General features: G+C 63.5%; 22 protein-coding genes. 18 read left to right on the forward strand and 4 right to left on the reverse strand.

The genetic code is table 11. The features are described from left to right. Window positions 1–69: 69 nt before the first annotated feature. The 8 genes from rsfS (at window position 70) to wecB (ending at window position 6,521) form a co-directional block, all read left to right on the forward strand. Entirely contained in the window at window positions 70–495 is a 426-nt protein-coding gene (gene rsfS / locus ILT46_RS08830) for a ribosome silencing factor (RefSeq protein WP_233397131.1), read from the forward strand. 8 nt (window positions 496–503) lie between these two features. After that, window positions 504–923: a 23S rRNA (pseudouridine(1915)-N(3))-methyltransferase RlmH gene (locus ILT46_RS08835; protein ID WP_199504270.1), complete on the forward strand. Its 420-nt coding sequence runs from the start codon at window positions 504–506 to the stop codon at window positions 921–923. Window positions 924–945: 22 nt separating this feature from the next. Next, window positions 946–2,202 carry a murein hydrolase activator EnvC family protein gene (locus tag ILT46_RS08840; RefSeq protein ID WP_199504271.1) on the forward strand — a complete coding sequence of 419 codons (1,257 nt, stop codon included), beginning with the start codon at window positions 946–948 and terminating at the stop codon, window positions 2,200–2,202. Window positions 2,203–2,289: 87 nt separating this feature from the next. Beyond that, entirely contained in the window at window positions 2,290–3,645 is a 1,356-nt protein-coding gene (locus ILT46_RS08845) for a S41 family peptidase (protein ID WP_199504272.1), read from the forward strand. A gap of 4 nt (window positions 3,646–3,649) precedes the next feature. Next, window positions 3,650–4,138: a disulfide bond formation protein B gene (locus ILT46_RS08850; RefSeq protein ID WP_199504308.1), complete on the forward strand. Its 489-nt coding sequence runs from the start codon at window positions 3,650–3,652 to the stop codon at window positions 4,136–4,138. After that, entirely contained in the window at window positions 4,131–4,670 is a 540-nt protein-coding gene (locus ILT46_RS08855; protein ID WP_199504273.1) for a demethoxyubiquinone hydroxylase family protein, read from the forward strand. The genes ILT46_RS08850 and ILT46_RS08855 overlap by 8 nt, the downstream gene beginning before the upstream one ends. A gap of 70 nt (window positions 4,671–4,740) precedes the next feature. After that, window positions 4,741–5,328 carry a hypothetical protein gene (locus tag ILT46_RS08860; protein ID WP_199504274.1) on the forward strand — a complete coding sequence of 196 codons (588 nt, stop codon included), beginning with the start codon at window positions 4,741–4,743 and terminating at the stop codon, window positions 5,326–5,328. A 68-nt stretch (window positions 5,329–5,396) separates the two neighbouring features. Then, window positions 5,397–6,521, forward strand: coding sequence for a non-hydrolyzing UDP-N-acetylglucosamine 2-epimerase (wecB, locus tag ILT46_RS08865; protein WP_199504275.1), 1,125 nt, complete (start codon window positions 5,397–5,399; stop codon window positions 6,519–6,521). A gap of 6 nt (window positions 6,522–6,527) precedes the next feature. Here the strand turns inward: wecB and ILT46_RS08870 are convergent, their stop codons facing one another. Next, entirely contained in the window at window positions 6,528–7,529 is a 1,002-nt protein-coding gene (locus ILT46_RS08870; RefSeq protein WP_199504276.1) for an NAD-dependent epimerase/dehydratase family protein, read from the reverse strand. An 86-nt stretch (window positions 7,530–7,615) separates the two neighbouring features. Here ILT46_RS08870 and wecC point away from each other — a divergent pair, with 86 nt between their 5' ends. Then, the gene (wecC, locus tag ILT46_RS08875) at window positions 7,616–8,869 is read left to right on the forward strand and encodes a UDP-N-acetyl-D-mannosamine dehydrogenase (protein ID WP_199504277.1); all 1,254 of its coding nucleotides are present in this window, start codon (window positions 7,616–7,618) and stop codon (window positions 8,867–8,869) included. Between the two features lie 18 nt (window positions 8,870–8,887). Here the strand turns inward: wecC and ILT46_RS08880 are convergent, their stop codons facing one another. After that, window positions 8,888–9,901 (reverse strand): NAD-dependent epimerase/dehydratase family protein, encoded by a 1,014-nt coding sequence (locus ILT46_RS08880; protein WP_199504309.1) that lies wholly within the window; start codon window positions 9,899–9,901, stop codon window positions 8,888–8,890. A 17-nt stretch (window positions 9,902–9,918) separates the two neighbouring features. Further along, on the reverse strand, window positions 9,919–11,166 hold the full coding sequence (locus tag ILT46_RS08885) for a nucleotide sugar dehydrogenase (RefSeq protein ID WP_370592397.1): 1,248 nt from the start codon (window positions 11,164–11,166) through the stop codon (window positions 9,919–9,921). A gap of 143 nt (window positions 11,167–11,309) precedes the next feature. Between ILT46_RS08885 and ILT46_RS08890 the strand changes: the two genes are divergently transcribed. Further along, the gene (locus ILT46_RS08890) at window positions 11,310–11,903 is read left to right on the forward strand and encodes a sugar transferase (RefSeq protein WP_370592398.1); all 594 of its coding nucleotides are present in this window, start codon (window positions 11,310–11,312) and stop codon (window positions 11,901–11,903) included. A gap of 32 nt (window positions 11,904–11,935) precedes the next feature. Further along, window positions 11,936–12,541 (forward strand): NeuD/PglB/VioB family sugar acetyltransferase, encoded by a 606-nt coding sequence (locus tag ILT46_RS08895; protein WP_370592400.1) that lies wholly within the window; start codon window positions 11,936–11,938, stop codon window positions 12,539–12,541. On the opposite strand, the gene ILT46_RS08900 is transcribed toward ILT46_RS08895, so the two are convergent. After that, window positions 12,538–13,716 (reverse strand): DegT/DnrJ/EryC1/StrS family aminotransferase, encoded by a 1,179-nt coding sequence (locus ILT46_RS08900; RefSeq protein ID WP_199504281.1) that lies wholly within the window; start codon window positions 13,714–13,716, stop codon window positions 12,538–12,540. The two genes, ILT46_RS08895 and ILT46_RS08900, sit on opposite strands and share 4 nt — an antisense overlap. Before the next feature lie 149 nt (window positions 13,717–13,865). On the opposite strand from ILT46_RS08900, the gene ILT46_RS08905 reads away from it, so the two are divergent. From ILT46_RS08905 to ILT46_RS08935, 7 genes are all read left to right on the forward strand, one after another. After that, a complete protein-coding gene (locus tag ILT46_RS08905; protein ID WP_233397132.1) occupies window positions 13,866–14,951 on the forward strand; it encodes a glycosyltransferase family 4 protein in 1,086 nt (361 codons plus the stop codon). Next, the gene (locus tag ILT46_RS08910; RefSeq protein WP_199504283.1) at window positions 14,948–16,927 is read left to right on the forward strand and encodes a polysaccharide biosynthesis protein; all 1,980 of its coding nucleotides are present in this window, start codon (window positions 14,948–14,950) and stop codon (window positions 16,925–16,927) included. The genes ILT46_RS08905 and ILT46_RS08910 overlap by 4 nt, the downstream gene beginning before the upstream one ends. Before the next feature lie 164 nt (window positions 16,928–17,091). After that, entirely contained in the window at window positions 17,092–18,345 is a 1,254-nt protein-coding gene (locus ILT46_RS12410; protein ID WP_199504284.1) for an O-antigen ligase family protein, read from the forward strand. A 59-nt stretch (window positions 18,346–18,404) separates the two neighbouring features. Beyond that, a complete protein-coding gene (locus tag ILT46_RS08920) occupies window positions 18,405–19,136 on the forward strand; it encodes a polysaccharide biosynthesis/export family protein (protein ID WP_233397133.1) in 732 nt (243 codons plus the stop codon). A gap of 3 nt (window positions 19,137–19,139) precedes the next feature. Next, window positions 19,140–21,296 carry a GumC family protein gene (locus tag ILT46_RS08925; protein WP_199504285.1) on the forward strand — a complete coding sequence of 719 codons (2,157 nt, stop codon included), beginning with the start codon at window positions 19,140–19,142 and terminating at the stop codon, window positions 21,294–21,296. Next, window positions 21,247–22,458: a hypothetical protein gene (locus tag ILT46_RS08930; protein WP_199504286.1), complete on the forward strand. Its 1,212-nt coding sequence runs from the start codon at window positions 21,247–21,249 to the stop codon at window positions 22,456–22,458. The genes ILT46_RS08925 and ILT46_RS08930 overlap by 50 nt, the downstream gene beginning before the upstream one ends. A 1-nt stretch (window position 22,459) precedes the next feature. After that, complete coding sequence (locus ILT46_RS08935; RefSeq protein ID WP_199504287.1) at window positions 22,460–23,725, forward strand: glycosyltransferase family 4 protein; 1,266 nt, start codon at window positions 22,460–22,462, stop codon at window positions 23,723–23,725. Window position 23,726 lies beyond the last annotated feature (1 nt).

A 23,726-nucleotide genomic window follows, 5' to 3' on the forward strand; every position in this document is an offset into this window, starting at 1 on the left:
ATTCCGCCCATGAACCCGATTGCTGCCCGCCCGGCCACTGCCGGCTCTGCCCCCTCACATCTCGCCGCCATGGCTGATCCCGCCGCCACCCGCGAGGCGCGCTCGGCCGCGCTGCACGCACTGGTGATGCACCAGCTCGACGAGGATCAGGCACAGGATTGCGTTTCGATCCCGCTCGCCGGCAAGTCGAGCATTGCCGATCACATGGTCATCGCCTCGGGCCGCTCGACCCGGCAGGTGGCGGCGATGGCGCAGAAGCTGGCTGAACGGGTCAAGCAGGAAGGCTACGGCCCGGTCCGCCTGGAAGGGCTGCCCGCAGCCGATTGGGTGCTGATCGATGCCGGCGATGTCGTCGTCCACCTGTTCCGCCCAGAAGTCCGCAGTTTCTATAATCTTGAACGGATGTGGGGCTTTGAAGGCGGCGAGGATGGCGCAGCCCCCTCTGCTGGCGCGACGGCCGGCGTGGCGTCGGGGATTGCGGCCGGCTCGGCCTGACGCTTCGCGTGCTGCTCCATATCGTCGCGCGCGGCAAGATCGCCCGCACGCCCGAAGGTGAGCTGGTCGAACGCTATCTCAAACGCATTGCCTGGCCCACGCGGCTGACCGAACTGCCCGAAACCGGCGGCCGGGTGCCCGAGCCGCTGGCGCCCGCCCGCACGGTGCTGCTCGACGAACGCGGCCGCAATCTGACCTCGGCGCAACTGGCCGACCAGCTTGGCCTGTGGCGCGACGGCGGCGTGCGCGAAACGCGCTTCGTGCTGGGCGCGGCGGACGGGCATTCGGCTGCCGCGCGTGACAGCGCCGACCTGCTGCTGGCCTTCGGCGCGGCGACCTGGCCGCATCTGCTCGCGCGGGCGATGCTGGCCGAACAGCTTTACCGCGCGACCACGATCATCGCCGGGCATCCCTATCACCGCGCCTGAAAATCGGGCACAAGAAGCTGCAATGACGACGAGGCGGGAGAGGATCGGGGCGCGGGTTGCCGGGCCGGCGCTGGCGGCGCTGCTGCTGGCGGGCGGGCTGGCCGCTGCCGCTTCGGCCAGCCTTCCCGCTGCCGCCGCGCGGCCCTCGCCGGTGCTGCACAGCCCGGCCGAAACCCGCGCCGCGCTGGCTCAGGCGCAGGTACAGGCGCGCAATGCCGCCGCGCGCGCGCGCCAGCTTTCGGGGCAGGCCGAGGCTGCGGGGGCCGAGGCTGACCGCACTGCCGCCACGCTCGCCGCACTCGCCGCCGAGGTGCAGCAGGCCGAGGCCGAGATCGCTGCGGCTGAAGCGCGAATGGCGCTGATCGGCGGGCAGCGCGCCGCGCTCGCCGCCGATCTGGCCCGGCAGCAGGCACCGCTGATCAAGCTGACCGCGGCGCTGCAGAACATTGCCCGGCGCCCGGTGTTGCTTGCCGCGCTGCGGCCGGGGGACTTGCGCGAGACGGTCTATCTGCGCGCCGTGCTCGAAACCGCCGTACCGCATATGCGCCAGCGCACCGCCGCGCTTCAGCGCCAGCTCGACCGGGGCAAGGAGCTGGAGGCCCAAAGCCGCCATGCGCTCACCGCCTTGCGCGCCGGCGAAGCCAGCCTGGCTGAGCGCCGCCGCGCGCTGGCCGGTCTCGAGGCGCGTCAACGGTTTGCCGCCGCGGGCGTGCGTAGCAGCGCCGCGCGCGAGGCCGAGCGCGCTTTGGCGCTGTCGGAAGAGGCGCGCGATCTCGATGCGCTGGTCGGGCAATTGGGGCGCGATGCGGCGCTGCGCGCGCGGCTGGCGGCGCTGCCCGGCCCGGTCTTGCGCCCGGACCAAGGGGGTGCCGCGCCTGTCGTGGCGGCAGCGCCGACCGATGCACCAACCGGCGCGCCGGCCCGGTTCCAGCTACCGGTCGCCGGGCGCACGATCGCCGGTTTCGGCAACGTGGACGAGAGCGGACGGCGGACCAGCGGGCTCGCCCTCGCCCCGCGCGCCGGGGCGCAGGTGGTCGCGCCCGCCGGGGGGCGGATCGCCTTTGCCGGCCCCTATCGCGGCTATGGCCGGATCGTCATCATCGAACATGGCGGCGGCTGGGCGAGCCTCGTCACCGGGCTCGGCGAGACCCGCATGACGGTCGGTCAGAGCGTGGTGGCCGGCGCGCCGATCGGCCGGGCTGGCGGGCAGCGACCGGTGATCCGGCTGGAATTGCGGCAGGGCGCCACCCCGGTCGACCCGCTGCAGCATCTGCGCTGACCGGCGCATAAGCGACGCAGAAGGTTCCTCATCTTCCGTTCACCGCCGCGAACGGATAGAGAGGCGCGCGATGGAGATGACCCGCCGATGAAATTTGCCGCTTTTGCCCGCAGTGCCGCCCTGGTCACGGCGGCCGCGCTGATCCCTGTCACCACCACCGCCATGGCGCAGGTCGATGGCCGCGCGGGCCCGGAATTCGCCAAGCTGTTCGCGGTCTATCAGCGGGTGAAGGCGTCCTATGTCGATCCGGTGGACGATCAGAAGCTGATCCGCGGCGCGATTGACGGGATGCTCGCCAGCCTCGATCCGCATTCCGCGTTTCTCGATGGCGGCGACCTCCAGCGGCTCGAGACCATGATCGACGGCAATTATTCCGGCCTCGGCCTGTCGGTCATCCAGGAAGACGGCGCCGTCAAGGTGATCGCCCCGTTCCGCGGCAGCCCGGCCGACCGTGCCGGCGTCAAGGCCGGCGATTACATCACCCACCTCGACGGCAAGCTGATCTATGGCGGCAGCCTGGATGAAGCCGTCAGCCAGATGCGCGGCGCGGCCGGCACCTCGATCCGGCTGACGATCTTCCGCGCCGGCCGCGAGGAACCATTCGACGTCACCGTCACGCGCGGGGTGATCGAGCTCGAGCCGGTGACGCACAAGCTCGAAAGCGGACGGATCGGCGTCATCACCGTCAACGAATTCAGCCGCGATGTCGGCGCCGATGTGCTGTCCTCTTATGAGGCGCTGGTGCGCGAGGCGGGCGGCGAGCTTGCCGGGCTGGTGCTGGATATGCGGCAGAACCCCGGCGGCAGCCTCGACGAGGCGGTGGCGCTCAGCGACCTGTTCCTCGCCGAAGGGCAGATCGTGTCGCAGCGTGGCCGGGTGCGGGGCGAGAATATCAGCTACGACGCCGAAAGCGCGTTTCCCGGCGTGATTGCCGAGAATGTCCCGCTGATCGTGCTGATCGATGCCGGGTCCGCCTCGGCTTCCGAGATCGTTGCCGGCGCGCTGAAGGATCACCGCCGCGCGCTGGTGATGGGCGATCGCAGCTTCGGCAAGGGCAGCGTGCAGTCGCTGCTGCCGCTTGGCAATGACGCCGCGCTCAAGCTGACCACGGCGCGCTATTACACGCCGTCGGGCCATTCGGTGCAGGAAGGCGGCATTCGCCCCGACATCGCCGTCCCGCAGCTGTCCGATCCCGACCGCGAGCGGCGCAGCCGCTTTGCCCTGCGTGAAGCGGATCTGCGCGGCCATCTGGTCAACGAACTGGCGCTGGCCGACGACGCGCTCGAGCAGGACCGCGCCGATGATCCGCGCTTCCGCCAGACCGCGCAGCAATTGAAGGAGCAGGGGATCGAGGACTTCCAGCTCCATTATGCGCTGCAGACGCTACGCCGCACCGCGCCGGGCACTCCGGCCCCGCCGCGCGCCGCGACAACGCGGCGGTGAGATGATGCTGGCCGGCCCTGACCGCGCGCTGCGCCCCGCCCAGGCGCTGGCGCTGGCCGTGCCCGCCGCGCTGCTCGGCGGCGCCTATATCGGGCAATATGTCTTCGGGCTCTATCCGTGCGAAATGTGCTGGTGGCAGCGTTACCCGCATTTCGCGGCGCTGGCGCTGGGGCTGATTGCGCTCGCCGCACCGCACAGGCGGCTATGGCTGGGCGCGGCGGCGCTGGCGCTGCTGGTGTCGGGCGCGATCGGGGCGTTTCATGCCGGGGTCGAATATGGCTGGTGGCAGGGGATCACCCCGTGCGCCTCGACCGCTGCGGCCGGTGGCGATCCGCTCGACGCGATCATGAACGCGCCGCTGGTCCGCTGCGATCAGGCGCCATGGACGCTGGCCGGCATCTCGCTGGCGGGGTTCAATTTCCTCATTTCCACCGCCGCGGGACTGGCAATCCTCGGCGTGCTGGCCCGGACAGGAGCGCGAGATCATGGCTGAAACACAGGCTGCGCGCGAAGCGGCGCTTCAACGCATGGTTCGCGTCGATCAGGCGGGCGAATATGGCGCGACGCGGATCTATGCCGGGCAATTGGCGGTAATCGGCGATCGCGGCCCTCATGCCGCCAAGATCGCCGCGATGGCCGCGCAGGAGGCCGAACATCGCCGGCGGTTCGATGCGCTGATGGCCCGGCGCGGCGTGCGCCCCACCGCGCTGCAGCCGCTCTGGTCGGTCGCGGGCTACGCGCTAGGCGTGGCCACTGCGCTGATCGGCCCTGAAGCGGCGATGGCCTGCACTGCTGCGGTCGAGGAAGAGATCGACCGGCATTATACCGCTCAGCTGGACGATCTGGCCGAAAAGGGCGACGATCCTGACCTCGCCGCAATGGTCGAGGAATTCCGCGAGGAAGAGCGCGAGCACCGCGAAACCGCGCTCGCCGCCGGGGCCGAGCGCGCGCCGGCCTATCCGCTGCTGTCGGGCATGATACGGCTGGGGTGCCGCGCGGCCATCCGCCTGTCGGAACGGGTCTGAGCGGACAGGGTTCATTTCACACGAGGTTCAGCGCCGCCGGCCCACTATGCCCGCGATCGAAAGGACATTTATGAAACGTCTCGCTCTCGCTTTGGGCTTTGCCGCATCCGCACTGATTGCATCGCCGACTCTCGCGCAGAGCGCGGCTGGCGACCGGGTAAAGATGGTCGTAGTCTATGGCGACGACCCGGCGCCGGTGGCCGAGGGTGACGAGATCGTGGTCGTCGCGCGGATGCCCGAAAATGACCGGTTCCGCATTCCCGAAGCGCTGCGGTTCAGCGACGACCCGGCGAACATGGCCTGGGCACAGCGGGTCGAACGGCTGGAGATGATCGGCGCGTTCGGCCAATTGTCGTGCTCGACCGCCGGGGCGGGCGGTTTCACTGGGTGCACCGAGCAGCTGATCCGCCAGGCCTATGGCGAGCGGGCGACTTCGGGCGAGGTGCGGTTCAGCCAGCTGATCGCCGCCGCCCGCGCCGAACGCCTTTCGACCATCGACGAAGCTGCCCGCGCCGAACAGGAACGGGTCGAACAGATCGAGCGCGAATATATGGAGCGGCTGGCGCGCGAGGCTGCCGGCCCTGCACCGGCCGCCGCACCGCCAACAAGCGAGCGCGCGCCCCGCGATGTCCCGCCGCTGGCGCAGCCGCCGCAATAATCCGCTGCCATGGGGGCGGCCGATTAAGGCAAAGACAGCGTTAACCCGTTGCCGCTATGGCAGCGCGCATGAGCGCGAAGCCCAAGGTTCTCACCGTCTTCGGCACAAGGCCAGAAGCGATCAAGCTGTTCCCGCTGGTCCACTCGCTTGAACGCGACGGCCGGATGGCGAGCCGCGTCTGCGTGACCGCGCAGCATCGCGGGATGCTCGACCAGGTGCTCGACGTGGCGGGCCTGGTGCCCGATCACGATCTCGACGTGATGCGCCCCGACCAGACGCTCGACGCGCTGACCGCAGCTCTCCTGACCGGGATCGGCGGCGTGCTCGATGCCGAACAGCCGCAATGGGTGGTGGTGCAGGGCGACACCGCGACCGCGATGGCGGGCGCGATGGCCGCCTATTACCGCAAGATTCCCGTCGCCCATGTCGAGGCGGGGCTGCGTAGCGGCAATATCTATCACCCATGGCCCGAAGAGGTGAACCGCAAGATCATCGGCGCGATTGCCCGGCTGCATTGCGCGCCGACCGAAACCGCCGCCCAGGCGCTGCTGGCCGAAAATGTTGCGCCGGGCGCCGTCCATGTGACCGGCAACACGGTGATCGACGCGTTGCATTGGGTGACCGCACGAATCGCCGCCGAACCGGGGCTGGCTGACGTCATGACGCCGCTCGCCGCGCGCTTTTCCGGCAAGCGCATCCTTGGCGTCACCTCGCACCGGCGCGAAAATTTTGGCGGCGGAATGGAAGCGATTGCCGAGGCGATTGCCACGTTGGCCGAGCGGCCCGATGTGGCGGTAATTTTCCCGGTCCACCTCAACCCGAATGTCCGCGCGGTGATGAATGCGCGGCTGGCGGGACTGGACAACGTCGCGCTGATCGAACCGCTCGATTATCCAAATTTCGCCCGCCTGCTCGACGTCTCGACGGTGATGCTGAGCGATAGCGGCGGGGTGCAGGAAGAGGCGCCGGCGCTGGGCAAGCCGGTGCTGGTGATGCGTGAGACGACCGAACGCCCCGAAGGGATCGAAGCCGGCACCGCCCGGCTGGTCGGCACCGATAGCGCGCGGATCGTTGCCGAAACCAGCCGCCTGCTCGACGACCCGGTCGCCTACACCGCCATGTCGCGGGCGCACAATCCGTTCGGTGACGGGCAGTCCGCCCAGCGCATCGTCAATCTGCTCGCCGCCGGATAGCGACGCTCATGCGTGCGAATGGTAGCCGCGATACCAGTCGACGAAACGCGGGAACCCCTCTTCGACACTCGTGGTCGGCGCATAGCCCATGTCGCGCGCGATGGCGTCAATATCGGCGTAGGTGCCCGGCACGTCGCCGGGCTGCATCGGCAGCATCTCGATCTCGGCCTTGCGGCCGCACGCCTGTTCGATGATGCCGATGACGCGGGTCAGCTCGACCGGCTGGTTGTTGCCGATATTGTAGATCGCGTGGGGGGCGCTGCTGCCGCCGGGCTTGGCCGCGCCATCATCGGCGGGCGGCCGGTCGAGACAGGCGATGACCCCCGCGACGATGTCGTCGATATAGGTGAAATCGCGCTGCATCCTGCCGTGATTGAACACCGGGATCGGCTCGCCGCGCAGGATTTTCGAGGTGAAGATCCACGGCATCATGTCGGGCCGGCCCCACGGGCCATAGACCGTGAAGAAGCGCAGGCCGGTCAGCGGTATGCGGTAGAGATGGGCGTAGGATTCGCTCAGCAGTTCGTCCGCCTTCTTGGTCGCGGCGTAGAGCGAGAAGGGATGATCGACCCGGTCCTCGACGCTGAAGGGCACCTTGTCATTGCCGCCATATACCGAGCTTGAACTGGCATAGACCATCAGCGTCCCCGGCCGCGCGCGGGCGATTTCGAGCAGGTTGAGATGGCCGACGAGGTTAGACTGGACATAGGCGTGCGGGTTCTCGAGCGAATAGCGCACGCCTGCCTGCGCCCCGAGATGCAAGATGGCATCGAACGCTTGCGCGCCGAGCGCGCGTGCCAGCGCCTCGCGATCGGCGAAATCGACCTCGATGAAAGTAAAGCGCTCTTCCGCCGCCGCCTCGACAGCGGCGAGCCGCGCACGCTTCAGGGGCACGGGATAGTAATCGTTCAGATTGTCGATGCCGACCACGCTGTCACCGCGGGCCAGCAGCGCGCGGGCTGCTGCCGCGCCGATGAAGCCGGCAACCCCCGTTATCAGGACCTTCATTGCGTAACCCCGCCTATCGCCTACCGAGAATGTTTACTCTCGCGCGCTAGCGGGACATGGGCGGATTTTCCAATAGCGGGTGGACCATGCGCGAAGATAACAAGCCTTCGGTGGCGGTGATCGGCCTTGGCTATATCGGCCTGCCGACCGCGGCGGTGATTGCCCGCTCGGGCTGCCAGGTGACCGGGGTCGACATTTCGCAGGCGGTGGTCGACACGATCAATCGCGGCGAAATCCACATCGAGGAGGCCGATCTCGACGGGTTAGTGCAGGCGGTGGTCCAGCGCGACAGCCTGCGCGCCGCGACCGAGGTCGCGCCGGCCGAGGTGTTCGTCATCGCCGTGCCGACGCCCTTTGCCAGGGACGGGCAGCATACGCCCGACGTCTCCTATGTGATGGACGCCGCACGCGCCGTCGCCAGCGTGCTGAAGCGGGGCGACACGGTCATTCTCGAATCGACTTCGCCCGTCGGCACGACCGAGGCGATGCGCGATCTCATGGCCGAAATGCGCCCCGATCTCGCCTTCCCCGGCCTTGCCGAGGGGACACCGGACGTATCGCTCGCTTATTGCCCCGAGCGCGTGTTGCCGGGCCGCATCCTCGAGGAACTGACCAATAACGACCGCTCGATCGGCGGGATCACGCCGCGCTGTGCAAGGAAGGCGCTGGCTTTCTACAAGCTGTTCGTGCGCGGCACCTGCGTCACCACCGATGCGCGCAGCGCCGAAATGACCAAGCTGGTCGAAAACGCCTTTCGCGACGTCAACATCGCCTTTGCCAACGAACTGAGCATGATCGCCGACCGCATGGGGCTCGACGTGTGGGAGGTGATCCGCCTCGCCAACCGGCATCCCCGGGTCAACATCCTCCAGCCGGGCCCCGGCGTCGGCGGCCATTGCATCGCGGTCGACCCCTGGTTCATCGTCCACGGCGCGCCTGACGAAGCGCGGATCATCCGCACCGCGCGCGAGGTCAACGATGCCAAAATGCATCACGTGATCGCGCGCGCCAGGGCACTGGTGGACGCGCATCCGGCGGCAAAGGTCGGCTGCCTCGGCCTCGCCTTCAAACCCAATATCGACGATTTCCGCGAAAGCCCGGCGCGCTTTGTCGCCGCCAGCCTCGCGCGGGAATATGGCGAGCGCGTGCAGGTCGTCGAACCCTATGCCAGCGCGCTACCGGTGGAGTTTTCGGGCACCGGCGCCACGCTGGTTGATATCGACACCGCGCTGGAGGAATGCGGCGTGCTGATCCTGCTGGTCGATCACGACGTGTTCCGCGTGGTGCCCGCCGACGAACGCGGCGGCGCGGCGGTCTATGATACGCGGGGGGTATGGTGAACCGGTGCAGCAGCGCGGTCAGATCTGGTAATATTCGCGATACCAGCCGACGAACGCATTGATCCCGTCGCGCACATCGGTTTGCGGGCGATAGCCGGTGAGGTTCATCAGTAACTGGGCATCGGCCCAGGTCGCGGCGACGTCGCCCTGCTGCAGATCCATGTAATTGCGAATAGCCTTGCGGCCGCACTCCCGCTCGATCGCATCGACAAAATCTTCCAGCCGCACCGTGTCGCTATTTCCGATATTCACCACCCGAAAGGGCGCGGCCGATGACAGGCTGTCCCATTCGGGAATATCGGCCGGCGTTTCAGGGGCTACCGGCGGGGTATCGATCAGCAGCCGGATGGCGCGCACCAGATCTTCGACATAGGTAAAATCCCGGTACATATCCCCGTGATTGTAGATATCGATCGGCGTCCCCTCGAGGATGCCCTTGGTGAATTTGAACAGCGCCATGTCCGGCCGGCCCCACGGTCCATAGACGGTAAAGAACCGGAACATGGTCACCGGCAGGTTCCACAGATGGGCATAGGAATGGCCCATCGCTTCGGTCGCCTTCTTGGTCGCGGCATAGAAAGTCAGCGGGGAATCGGCTTTCTGGCGTTCATCGAACGGCATGGTCTCGTTGGCACCATAGACCGAACTGGTCGACGCCATCAGCAGATGCTCGACGCCCTGTTCACGCGCGCATTCCATGACGTTGAAGGTGCCAACCAGATTGGCGTCAAGATATGCGCGGGGGTTGTCGATACTGTAGCGCACTCCGGCTTGCGCCGCGAGATGCACGATCACGTCGGGGCGCGTCTCCATGCACAGGGAACGCAGCCGCTCGGCATCTTCCAGCATCCCCACATGGGCCGAAAAATGCTGGTGCTGGAGCAGCATCTGATGCCGCCGCTCCTTGATCCTGACGTCGTAATAATCGGTCATCCCGTCGTAACCGACAACGGCGAATCCCTCCTTCAGCAGCAGCTGCGCAAGGTGATAGCCAATGAACCCGGCCGAACCGGTGACCAACACCGTGCGCATCGTCTCGTTAGCGGCAGTCACAGGCGCCAATCCACCAATGCCGGTTCAAGCACGCCTTTGAGATCGGCGAGATGGCCGCCGTCCGCCAACAAATCGCGCAGGCGGGCCGCCCCGTGCTCAAGATATTTCCGGTGTGGCACCGCCAGAAGCACGAGATCGTACCTGCCGCCGAGCGCCGCCGGATCGAGTTCTATACCATATTCATGCTGCGCTTCGGTAGCATCCGCATGGGGATCGTCTACGACCACCGTGTGCCCTTTACCGCGCAAATCGGCGATAAGATCGGCCACCTTGCTGTTACGAAGATCCGGCACGTCCTCCTTGAACGTCAGGCCGAGGACGAGGATGGTGCCGGTCTTCCCGTCACGCAGACGGTGCAGACAGTCCGCCACGTACCCAGCCATCGCATCGTTCACGTCCCGGCCCGCAAGGATGACCTTGGGGTCATGGCCCAATTCCTCGGCCCGGTGTGAAAGATAGTATGGATCGACGCCAATGCAGTGCCCCCCCACGAGGCCGGGCTCGAAGGGAAGGAAATTCCACTTGGTCCGCGCTGCGGCGAGCACGTCCCAAACCGACAAGTCCATCCTGCCGAAGATCTGCGAGATCTCGTTCATGAAGGCGATGTTGATATCGCGCTGCGCATTCTCGATCACCTTGGCAGCTTCGGCTGCCTTGATCGATGCTGCGCGAAACACTCCGCCGCTGGTCACCCGCTCATAAAGCGTTGCAACCCGGTCGAGCGTTTCCGGATCCTCGGCCGAGACGACCTTCATGATTTTGTCGATCGTATGCTCGCGGTCGCCGGGATTAATCCGCTCGGGGCTATAGCCGAGAAAAAAGTCCCGCCCGCGAACAAGGCCGCTCTTGCGCTCGAGGAGTGGCCCGCAAATGTCCTCGGTGACGCCTGGATAGACAGTGCTTTCATAGATCACGACCGGTTTCCGGCCCCTTTCGACAGCGTCACGCAGGAATCCGGCGACGGTCCGCGAAGCCGCCTCGACAATCGACAAATCGGGGCGGTTCTCCGGGTCAATCGGAGTCGGCACGGTGACGATGTAAAAGTCGGACGGTGGCACTTGGGCGGGATCGTCGGTCAGGAGAAGCGGGGATGCTGCCAGCGTTGCGCTATCGACCTCATGCGTGCGATCCCGGCCGTCGCGCAACTCGGCGACCCGTCCCTGGTCAACATCGAAACCGACCGTAGCGCCGTGCTTCGCGAGCGCCACGGCAAGCGGGAGCCCGACATACCCAAGGCCAATCACGACCGCGGAACATTCTGTGGCTTGCATAAAGAGAGGTCCAACCGCCAAGAGAGGCCCGACGCCCTTAGAGACCGCGGCATACACTATCAACCTTCGCCATGAGGCGCTGGCCCGGGGCTAGGTTGATCGCTAGGGAGGCGCAGGTGAAACGTCTTTTCGATATAGTTGTCTCGCTGGTCGGGCTGATCCTCCTGTCGCCGTTAATGATGGTCGTGGCTGCGATCGTCCTGGCACGATTTGGCCGGCCGATATTGTTCCGGCAAACGCGACCTGGCTTGAACGCGCGGCCGTTCGAGATGATCAAATTCCGAACGATGACCGATGAGCGGGATGCGGACGGTGCGCTGCTTCCCGATGCGGACCGGTTGCCCCCGACCGGGCAATGGCTGCGCGCTGCCAGCCTTGATGAGCTCCCGGAACTGTGGAACGTGATCAAGGGAGACATGAGCTTGGTGGGCCCACGACCTCTCCTGATGTCCTACCTGTCTCTGTACTCCGCCCGCCAAGCAAGGCGGCACGAGGTACGGCCGGGGCTGACCGGTTGGGCCCAGGTGAACGGGCGCAACAGTCTGGATTGGGACAGTCGACTCGAGGCCGATGTTTGGTATGTCGAGAACCGCACATTCATGCTCGATCTGCGCATTCTTATGAAGACCGTTGTGGCTGTCGTGCGGCGCCAGGGCATTTCCGCGGAAGGGGAAGCAACAATGGCCCGGTTCGAGGGAAGCGGCGGGTGAGCGCTGCTGACGGCGGTCGATCCACATACGCCGTGTACGGCACTGGCGGATGTGCGCGAGGGATCATGCCTCTTGTGCGCTCCGCGTTCCCTGCCGCTGACCATGTCTTCGTCGACGATCATGACACAGAAGGGTGGATCAACGGTACGGCGGTTATCGGGTTTAACAGGTTGGCCGAAACCGAACGGGCCGCCGCCTTGATCGCCGTTGCTGCACCGGCGACACGCCGCATGTTGGTCGAACGCTGTCGTTCTGCGGGCATCTCATTCTTCGGCGTAACGGCGATCGATCTGTTCATCATGGACGATGTGACTTGGGGCGAAGGCTGTGTTTTCTCACCGCGGGTCACACTGACCAGCAATATTCGCATCGGGGCGCATTTTCACTGTAATCTCCACTCTTACGTCGAGCACGATTGCCACATTGGTGACTTCGTGACGTTTGGTCCGGGCGTGCGATGCAACGGCAACGTCACGATCGGTGACGCCGCCTATATCGGTAGCGGCGCAATGATCCGGCAAGGCATCACGATTGGCGCCGGCGCGGTGGTGGGCATGGGAGCTGTAGTCGTCCGCGACGTGCCTCCAGGCGCAACCGTTGCTGGCAATCCAGCACGTCTGCTGGCGCCGTCGCGCTAGGCACTGGCCTCGCGGATCACGTCGCGTACGGTCTCGGCAATCCGGTCCACTTCTTCATCGGTCAGGTTCGGGTGCGTTAGGAACATCAAGCTGGTCTCCCCCAGCCTCGCAGCGTTAGGCAGCCTGTCGACGGGCCGCCACTGCGTGTCGGCAAACGCACGTTCGAGATATACTTCCGAACAGCTCCCATGGAAGATGGGTGCTCCTCGGTCAGTTGCCTCGGCGACTATCCTGTCGCGCGTCCAGCCCTCTTTCAAACCGTCGGTTTCGACAAATGCATACAAGCGGTAAAAGGCGTGTTCAAAGCCCGCGCCTGGCAGCGGGACCCGCACGGCGTGCGGCAGTGCGTTCAATGCATCGACATAGCGCATGGCGATCGCGCGCCGCCGGTCATGCCATTCAGACATCCTGCGTAACTGAATCCGTCCCAGCGCGGCCTGTATCTCGAGCATTCGCCAGTTCGTCCCGAAACTTTCGTGAAGCCAGCGGAAGCCGGGGGGGTGGTCGCGGTTATACACGGCGTCCCAACTCTTGCCATGATCCTTGTAGGACCACATACGGTTCCACAGGGTTTCATCGTTGCAAGTGACCATGCCACCCTCTCCGCCGGTGGTCATGATCTTGTCCTGACAAAACGACCAGGCTCCGGCTTCACCGAAACTGCCGACGGAGCGCCCGCCAATCCGCGCTCCATGAGCCTGAGCGCAATCCTCAATAACCACGAAATCGTGCTGCTCGGCCAAGGAAACGATTCCAGGCATGTCGCAAGGCCAACCGGCCAGGTGCACCGGAATTATTGCCCTGGTGCGATCCGTCACGACGGCCGCAATCGTTTCGGGTGAGATATTACCACTGTCCCGGTCGACGTCAGCAAAGACGGGGGTGGCCCCTGCATTGACCACACAAGACACCGAGGCGATGAAGGTCCGCGGCGCAACGATAACCTCATCGCCCGGTCCAATACCGCACCCCTGCAGGGCAAGGTCGAGCGCAAGTGTTCCGTTCGCTACTGCAACGGCGTGATGTGTGCCGCAGAACGCCGCGAATTCTCGTTCAAACTCGCGCCCCTCGGACCCAGTCCAGTAATTCACCTTCCCCGACCGCAGAACATCAGCCGCGGCCGCGACCTGCTCCTCGTCGAAAACCGGCCACGGAGACAAAGGAAGATTTAGCATCGGAACTGTGCGTCCAGTGTCGGCGTGGGAAATTAGACCTTTGGTTGCGCCGCGCCGACCGAGGCCCTAGTTGCGCGGGTCACATGGGTCATCGCACTATCCTCGTCAACGCTTCTTACGGACCCTCCCTACTCGGTTTCAGGGGGCCGTTGCTCGCCGCCATGCGCGCTGCGGGGCACAAGGTGTTCGTAACCGCGCCATCCCTTGACGACCAGACCAGAGCGTTTCTTGACGGCCTTGGCGTCGTGTGGCGAGAAGTCCCGTTGATGCGGACTGGCACGAACCCGGTTGCGGACATCAGTTACGCTCGCGCGCTCAAGCAGGTAATCCTGCATGACCAGATCGACCTTGTGCTGGGTTACACGATCAAGCCGAGCATCTGGGGCTCGCTTGCGGCAGGGTGGGCCGGTGTCGAATCCCACTCGCTAGTAACGGGGCTGGGCTATGCATTTGCGGACGCCAGCGGGGTTCGCCAGCAGGCGCTGCGCGCTATTGCTGTGCAGTTGTGGCGCGCCGCGACTGCGCGTAACAAAACAGTTATCTTTCAGAACAAAGATGATTTGGCCGATTTTTCGGCGGTGGGAGCGCTGTCCGATCGTGCCAAGGCACGCCTGGTCAACGGCTCGGGCGTGGACATGGCACACTATCGGCGCAGCGCTCTTCCCGAAGACACGCACTTTCTGATGATCGCCCGCTTGCTGAAATCGAAGGGCGTGCGTGAATTCGCGGAGGCTGCGATCAAGTGCAAAGCGTCGGGGATGACCGCGACGTTTACCCTGGCGGGGTTCCATGACGAAGGGCCTGATGGTATTTCATCGGAGGATCTGAAGCGTTGGGAAAGCGGCGGCTTGCGCTTCATCGGCCCACAAAGCGATGTACGCCCCGCGATCGATGCATGCAGTGTCTATGTCCTGCCTTCATACCGCGAAGGAACGCCGCGCTCGGTATTGGAAGCAATGGCCATCGGCAGGCCGATAATCACCACCGATGCTCCGGGCTGTCGCGAAACCACGCGCGATGGGGTTAACGGGTTCCTGATACCTCCGCGGGATGTCGGCGCGCTCGTCACTGCCATGCAGCGCCTGGCCAGCGACGCACGCCTGCGAGGCGCCTTTGGGCAAGCATCCTTTGAGAGATGCGCCGATCTCTTCGATGTGGAAAAGGTGAACCGGACGATGCTGGCGCATCTTGGGCTGGCGCGAGCTGAGGCGTGCGAAACGGTGTTAGCCGCATGAGAGCGCCGTATGACGATCCGCAAAGTGAGGCCGGAGTTCCCGAAGTCACCTTGAGCGCGCTGTTTTCTGCGGGTCACAACCAAGCGCGGCGCTTGCTCAACTCGTCGCGCGGGACGAAGCGCCTGCTTGCCGTTGCGGCAGACGTCGCCAGCTGCTTTCTTGCCGCCTGGCTCGCGTTTTCGCTCCGGTTAGGCGTCTTAACCCCGCTGCGGCAGCCTTTCCTGCTGTTCGCGCTCTTTCAGATCGGCTTGTTCCTGCTCGTCTTTTTCAGACTTGGGGTCTATACGAACATTTTTCGATTCAGCGGGCCCAAGGTCGTGGCGCAGCTGTTTCGCGGTTCCCTCATCATCACGGCCCTATCGGTCGCTTCCTTCGGCTTGATCGGCTTTGTCGGCATTCCTCGAACCGTCAGCGTTATTTTTCCAATCATCTTTTTTCTGCTGGTGGCGACCAATCGGCTGCTGGTCCGCCTCGGCCTGCGTGATCTGGCGGTACGCGGTTCGGCCAAGCGCGTGCTGATTTACGGGGCGGGAGAAGCCGCCCGTAAACTGGGGCAGTCGCTTGATACGGATCCGGATTTCAAGCTCCTCGCCTATGCGTCGGAAAATTCGGGCCTCGTGGGCCAACGGATCGAATCGGTCGAAGTCATTAATTACGACATGGCTGAACGACGCTTGACGGATGGCGCGTTCGACCTCGTCCTTCTGGCATTGCCGTCAATGACTCGTTCGCAGCGAGCGAGCTTGATGGACCGCCTGCGCTCGCATGGAGTGCACGTCCAGACGCTGCCGGCAATCAAGGATATTGTCGACGGCGCGGTATCTTTCAGCGATCTTCGGGAGATCGACGTGGCCGATTTGCTGGCGCGCGATCCCGTGGAACCGATGGCGGAATTAATGAGCGCCGCGATCCGTGGGAAAACAGTTCTCGTCACCGGCGCCGGCGGTTCAATCGGCAGCGAACTGTGCCGCCAGATCATTCGGCAAGAGCCAGCCACTCTCGTGTTGGTCGAAATGACCGAAAGCTCCTTGTATTCCATTGACCAGGAGATGCGCGCTTTGGTGGCTGAAGAGGCCGAGCCTCCCAAGATTATCGCCGAATTGTCGAGCGTGGCCAACAAAGGTTCGGCCAGCCGGATGATCGATCGGTGGCGGCCGCATACGATCTATCACGCTGCGGCTTACAAGCACGTGCCAATAGTCGAAATCAACCCGATCGCAGGGGTTTCAAACAACGTCATGGGGACGTTGCACTGCGCCCTTGCGGCCCGTCAAGCAGGGGTCGAGCGGTTCATTCTGGTCAGCACTGATAAGGCTGTCAGGCCGACAAACGTGATGGGCGCTTCAAAGCGCGTGTGCGAGATGATCCTGCAGGCGCTCGCGGCCGATCCGAGCCATCGAACGATCTATTCGATGGTGCGTTTCGGCAATGTGCTCGGCTCCTCGGGATCGGTTGTTCCCCAGTTCAAAAGGCAGATCGCGGCCGGTGGCCCGGTGACCGTGACGCATCGGGACATCACCCGCTTCTTCATGACAATTCCGGAAGCGGCCGAACTCGTCATCCAAGCCGGCTCAATGGCCGAGGGGGGCGAGCTTTACCTCCTCGACATGGGCGAGCCTGTCCGTATTCGCGATCTTGCGGCGTCCATGATCACGCTGTCCGGCTACAGCATCCGAGACGCGGAGAATCCCGGCGGCGATATCGAGATTGTCGAAGTCGGGCTGCGGCCGGGCGAAAAGCTGTACGAGGAATTGCTCATCGATGCAGAGGCCACACCCACCGGCCACCCGCAAATATATCAAGCGCGAGAGACCTGGATCGACTGGGACGTGTTGGTTGACGAAATGCAGCGGCTCGAAACAGCGATTGCAGAGGGTTCGAACAGTTCCATCATCCGTATCCTGCACGATCTCGTGCCGGGCTACTCAGCGCCGCCGCAGGTAGGGCTGGCCCTGCCGCAGGATTTAAGACCATGAGTTCGCGTTCTCGCCTCCCAAGCCCCCTCCGCACACTGGACTACAAACCTTCCCGGCCATCGACTCATCTCTGGCTGTTTATCGCTGTGCTTGCCGCAGTTGCGATGATGGGGGGCGGGTCACGCGCTGATGTGATTGCGCTTGTAATCCTGAGACCGCTTGTCGTGGTGTTCGCGGCAACAGGCTTGGTGGTGGCCGCGCATAAAAACCAGGGGCCAAGCTGGCGCTTGCCAATAGTTGCAGGCGTTCTTCTTGTCGCGGCGCTCGCCTGGCAATTGATACCGCTGCCATTTAGCGCGTGGTCAACCATGCCCGGTCGCGGGATTGTGGCGGACCTCGACCGTGCACTAGGGTTTGGCCAAATATCCAGAGCGTCTTCCATGTCCCCTGCAGGAACCTGGAACACGCTGTTCAGCCTGCTCGTGCCCGCAGCCGCCATGATTCTTTTTTCGCTGCTGATCCGTTCTGAACGGTTGGCGCTGATACCTCTGTTGCTGTCTATCGGCACCGTGTCGGCGCTCATGGGATTGACACAGATTGCTGTCGGGGGCCGCTCCGCCCTCTATACTTACGCCGTCACCAACGCGGGTTCGCCTGTCGGCTTGTTTGCCAACGGAAACCATCAGGCGGTATTTCTGGCCAGCTTTATGCCCTTGCTGGCGGTGTGGTCGGTCGCCGGCCCCGCCGCCAGCCGCAATGGTCGCATGGTTGCGTCAACGTGCCTTTGGCTGGTCTTTGCAGGAATAATATATCTCACCGGCTCGCGCGCGGGCATCGCACTGGGTCTTATCGGCGCGCTGCTGGCGGTGGTCGTGCTCGTACGGGAAATTCTCGCTGCTCAAAGCTCTGCGGTCAGGGAAAGTCGCGGCCGCTTGCTCATCGCCGGTATGGTGGGCCTTGCGGTGGTTATCCTGGCCACAGCTGTTATGTGCACGGCAGGCCATTGCTCGGCCGGCGTGATGGTGCCGAACGCCGGAGAAGAGATGCGGTTTCGCGCCATGCCCACCATGCTCGAGGCCGCTAAGGCCTTTTGGCCCTTTGGTTCTGGCCCTGGATCGTTCGCCAGTGTCTATCAGATCTTCGAACCACGAGAGTTGGTAGGGCCTCACTATCTCAATCACGCGCATAATGACTGGCTTGAGGTGGTGATTGAAAACGGCCTGCTGGGCGTGGCCATGATCATGACGGTGGTGGGAATCATTGGATGGTTGTGCGTTTGCGTGATGCGGGTAAGCGTGCTGGATTGGTCGGTCCGACTGGCCCTGTGTTTTCCGCCGCTCGCTATGGCCGCGGCATCGTTTCTCGATTACCCTTTGCGAACGCCTCTCATGGCTGCGGTTGCCGCGGTGTGGCTGCTGTTCATGCTTGATATCCCTCGCTTCGCACATAGCGCGGCTCACCAGCGGTTGCGCCGCTAGTTACTGTTTACCGTCGACGGACTATCCACTAGGAGCCCGGTGGCAGGGAGTTTTGCGGCATGAATGCCTGGGTTCGAACATTTCTGACAGGCATCGGAATGATGCTTGCAATCTCGGGGTGCGCGGGGGGCGTCAAGCCATTGGCGGCCGGCAGCCACGCCCAGGCGGTGGGCACAACCATGCCCGTTCCAACGCCGAGTGATTACACCCGGGCCATTCGTGATTATCACGTCGGGCCAAGCGACAAGATCAAGATCGATGTTTTTGGCGTTCCTGAACTTCAGCGCGAAATCCAGGTCGATGGTGCGGGGCGATTTGCCTTCCCCCTGATCGGGATCATCGAGGCGGCCGGCCGAACGCCTGCTGAAATTTCCGATGATGTCGCACGCCGCCTTCGGGCCGGTTTCGTTCGCGATCCCCAGGTGACGGTCAATCTCGTCGAATCGACGACTCAAACGGTTACGGTCGATGGTTCGGTCCAGCGGCCCGGAATGTACCCGGTTCTGGGCCGGATGACGCTGCAACGTGCCATCGCGGTCGCCGGCGGCACTGCCGAGCTGGCCAACCTTGAAGACGTTGTCATACAACGCGAGATCAACAACCAGACCTATGTCGGTTTATTCAATCTCGGCGATATCCGGCGTGGCAATTACGCCGATCCCGAAGTCTTTCCGTCGGACCTGGTTATCGTTGGAGAAAGCCGCCAACGTCGGCTCTTCCGGGATCTCATCCAGGCCGCACCGCTTGCGAGCACTCCACTTATCCTGCTGCTCGGCGGCGGAGGCAATTAATCCATGCAGCTTGTTGCTCCCACCACGCTCGACGAATTCGCCACGCCACCTCTGACGTCAGATGTTTCCGCTTTGCCGCCGCTGGTTGCGTACTGGAACGCCATGCGACGGCGCAAATGGCTTATTGTGGCCATTCTGGCGCTCAGTTTGCTCATAGGTGCGGTGCTAACGTTACTGGCGACGCCTTATTATCAGGCGACCGCGCGAATCCAGATCGATCGGGAAGCCGACCGGGTCACGAATGTCGAGGAAGTGTCGGCGGTAAATGCTGGCGAAGACCAGGAGTTCTATCAGACTCAGTACGCACTGCTTAATGCGCGCTCGCTGGCCGAGCGAGTGGCTCGGCGTCTGAACCTGTCGGCAAACCCGGTATTCGAAGAGGCCTTCGACGCTGTGACGGACGATGCCGCAGTCAACGCGCAGGAGCGTAATGCGCGTCTGCGGAGGACGACTGATATATTGCTGGACAATGTGAACATCGCGCCAGTCCGCGGATCGGCGCTGATAGACATTCATTTCTCCAGCCCTGACCCCAATCTCAGCGCTCGAATCGCCAACGGTTGGACGGAAGAGTTCATTGCATCCAACCTGGACCGCCGGTTTGCATCAACCCGACAGGCGCGCGAGTTCCTTGAGGGGCGTTTGGCAGATTTGCGCAATAAGCTCGAGAGTTCAGAGCGTGATCTTGTCGGATATGCGGCCGATCAGGGTATCATCACCCTGTCGCAAGGAGAATCTGAAAACGGCCTCTCGCAGCCGGATCGCACGGTTACTTCGGCTGATCTGGAGGCGCTCAACCGCGCGTTGGCCGAAGCCACCCAAGCGCGCATCGCGGCCGAAAGCGCATTGCAAGCCCAACGCCCGGGTGCGCAATCCAGCGATGCCTTGTCAGCTCTCCGCCAATCGCGCGCCGAGGCGGCGGCCGAGTTGGCGCAGCTCAACGCTCGGTTCGAATCGGGCTATCCGGAAGTGCAGGCCGTACGCTCGAGGGTGGCAGCTCTGGACCGTTCCATTGCCGAAGAAACGTCGCGCCTCAACTCCGGCTATCAGGCAGCATTCCGCGACGCCACGTTGCGCGAACAAGCCCTTCGGGCCCAGGTCGACCGGTTGAAACAGTCTCTCCTGAGCGAACAATCGGCATCAATTCAGTATAATATCTACCAGCGCGAGGTTGATACGAACCGGCAGCTCTATGACGGGCTCCTGCAACGTTACAAGGAGATCGGCGTTGCCGGCGTGGCGAGCACTAATGTGTTCATAATCGACCCGGCGCAGGTTCCGAAATCGCCCAGCAGTCCGAACCTTCTGCTCAATTTGCTGTTATCCCTATTTATCGGCGCATTTGTCGCCTTGCTCGCGGTGATCGCGCTCGAACAGATCGACCAGAAATTGAAGGATCCGGCAGAGGTCACGCAGCGCCTTGGGTTGCCTTTACTAGGGGTGATCCCCAAGGTCGACGAGGACACCATCAGCGAGCAAGTGGCCGATCCCAAATCAGATCTCAGCGAAGCGTTCCTGACGTTCCAGACGAACCTGTCGTTCCTTACGGATCATGGCGTGCCGCGATCGATGCTGTTCACAAGTACGAGGCCCAATGAAGGCAAGTCGAATTCAACTATCGCGCTTGCGCGCAGTCTCGCGCGGACCGGGCGGTCTGTCCTGTTGGTCGATGCCGACATGCGCAACAGCTCGCTGCACAATCTCATGGCTCTGCCGAACGAGCGCGGGTTGTCGAATTATCTGACGGGCGAAGAGTTCACGCGCCAACTATTGACAGACACGGGGGTCCAGAATTTCGACCTCATGACCGCAGGCCCCAAGCCGCCGAATGCGGGCGAATTGCTCCATTCGGCACGACTTGAGCAACTGGTGCAGGCTGCTGCTGAGCGCTACGATGTCGTCATTCTCGACGCGCCGCCGGTTCTCGGCCTCGCCGACGTGCCGCTGGTTGCGCAGGCTGCCGAAGGGGTTGTCTACACGGTCGAGATGAATGGCGCGCGGACGCGCCAGGTGCAGCAATCCCTTGCCCGCCTGACAGCGGCGCGCGCTCGAGTTTTCGGAGTTCTCGTGACCAAGCACGACGTGAATTCCGCCGGATACGGGTATGGTTATGGATATGGTTACGGATATGGCCGCGAACGGTCGTCCGCCGAGGCCTAACCGCATCAAGCAGGCTGTTTGTGCGACTGCTGGTCTGCTGTTGGCTCTTTCATCCGGCGCTAACGCGTTGTCCAATGCGATGGCCCGCACCGCGCCGTCTGCCGCCACGAGGGCCTTCCCCCCTAATGGAATGCCGTGGCAAAGTGTTGCAACGGCGGCGTTTCGCTCTGATCAAACGGGCGATCAGGACGTTTTTGCCTCGCCGGGTCCACGCACGATGGATCTTGCGCGTAAGTCCTATACACGAGAACCCCTTGCCGACTCGGCCATCGCGTTCTTGGCGCGCGCTGCGTCGCAGCGGAGCGCCACTAAACCGATAATGGTGCTGGAAACAGCGCATCGTGCCACCAGGCGATCGACGATGCTCAGTCTCGATCTGCTTAATGCGTATGCCCAAGCGGGTCGTGAGGCGGAAGGCTTGGCAGTCTTCGACGAACTGCTGCGTCGCGAGACCTCGGCGCATGGGGTCATGCTCGAGCGGCTGGCCGCCATATCCGGCGATCCCCGGATCGAACGCAGCATGGCCGAGTTATTGTCTTCGAACCCGCCATGGAGCGATCAACTGTGGCGCCAGATTGCCCAATCCCCGGACGGAATGGCGAATGCACGCGCATTGCGCCTGGCATTGGCGGGCGCTGGCGGCCGCGTCGATCCGGAGGTCGACCGGCTTTTGATTGCCGGGCTCGCCGGATCTCAGCGTTTCGAAGATTCCTATAGACTGCTGGAAGCCCTTTTTCCCGCGAGCGTACCAAAACCGGGAACCGTCCATCGGCCCCATTTTCAAACTGACCGGGGGGTCGTTCCATTCGACTGGCGGCACGTGACGAGCGGGGACTTCGGAGCCAGCGAAAACCAGGGCAGCCTTCTCGTCAGCGCGCTTGCCGGAGCACAAGGGCTTGTCTCCGAACAGCTACTATACCTGCCATCCCGGCGTTCATCGCTCGATTGGGCAGTCTCCCCTGCGCATGGCAAAACGTCGGACGGGCTCAAGCTGTCTGCCACTTGTGCCTCATCGGGAACCCTACTGGCGGAGATGAACGCGGCGGGTCGCAAGGCGCTTACAAATAGCAGCTGCCGCTGGGTATGGCTAAGGCTTGCGGTTGACGTTCCGGACGACGGTGATGCCAGCGATTGGACGGTAAGTCGGATAGCAATACAATGATATGCCCGCACCCACACCGCGCCTTGGTGGCCGCGCGCTGCAAGACGAAGTGGCTACCGTGAGCAACCTCAGATTGCTGTTCGCGCATGATCACCGTTTTCTAACAGGACCTAGCGGATCGCTTTACACGCAGGGCTCATTCCCCAGCGCCATATGGCATCGCTATCTTCAGCACTTCGACACGGTTGAGGTGTTCGCACGCGACGAAGGCAGCATCAAAAATCAGCAGTTGGCGCGTTCCGACCACGAAGGGGTAAAGTTCACCCTGGTAGGGCCGATGTCATTTGCCGAGCGACTTGGGTTGGTCACGGGAAAAGCTGACTACCTATTGGCGCAGGCTATACACAACTCTGATGCGGTTATCTCTCGTTTGCCCAGCGACTTGGGCCTGTTAGCTGCCCGGCACGCGCGGCAACAAGGCAAGCCTTTGCTGATAGAAGCGGTAGGCTGTGCATTTGACGGCTATGGGAACCAAGGCTCGCTTGCGTCGAGGCTCTACGCGCCGGTGGCAATGTGGCGGATGCGGCAGGCCATTAAATCCGCGCCATTCGTGCTCTACGTTACGCGGAAGTGGCTCCAGCGCCGATATCCAGCGAACCCCACAGCCGTAACTACAGACGCCTCCAACGTGGCGCTCGAACCTCAGTCTAGCAGTGTGGCTGAACAACGCGAACTGCGATTGAAGGAGCTCGACACGGGAAGGGCACCGGTCTTCGGGACAGTTGCATCCTTGCGGACGCGCTCAAAGGGAATTCAGACGGCGCTTGCGGCGATAGCAAAATTACGCCGCGAACGTCGCGTTGACGTGCAGTATCGTGTGCTCGGACCTGGAGATATTGCACCATGGCAACATGAAGCGGACGCGCTGGGTATTGGCGATCTCGTACGGTTCGAAGGCGCACGCCCAGCCGGCCGGCCTGTTCTCGAGTGGCTGGATACGATCGATGTACACCTGCAGCCCAGCTATCAGGAGGGTCTTCCCCGCAGTACGATCGAGGCGATGAGCCGTGGTTGCGCGTGCGTTGGTTCCACGGCGGGCGGAATTCCGGAGATCATCCCTGCAGATCGAGTGCATGCCCCCGGTGATGTTGGTGCTTTGGCTGATCTGCTGGAAGCGCTGCTAAACGATCCGCAAATGATCGCTGACGCGTCACGAGAGGACCGGACAACAGCCGGAAATTACGAAGGCGGTTTCCTCGAAAGACGGCGCAGTGCCTTGTTCGGAAAGTTCGCGCAGGCCGCCGCGGCCGTCCGTAAAAGGTGCTGAT

Origin of the sequence: Qipengyuania sp. YIM B01966 (assembly GCF_016461955.1) — a bacterium.
Taxonomy (GTDB): Bacteria; Pseudomonadota; Alphaproteobacteria; order Sphingomonadales; family Sphingomonadaceae; genus QFOP01.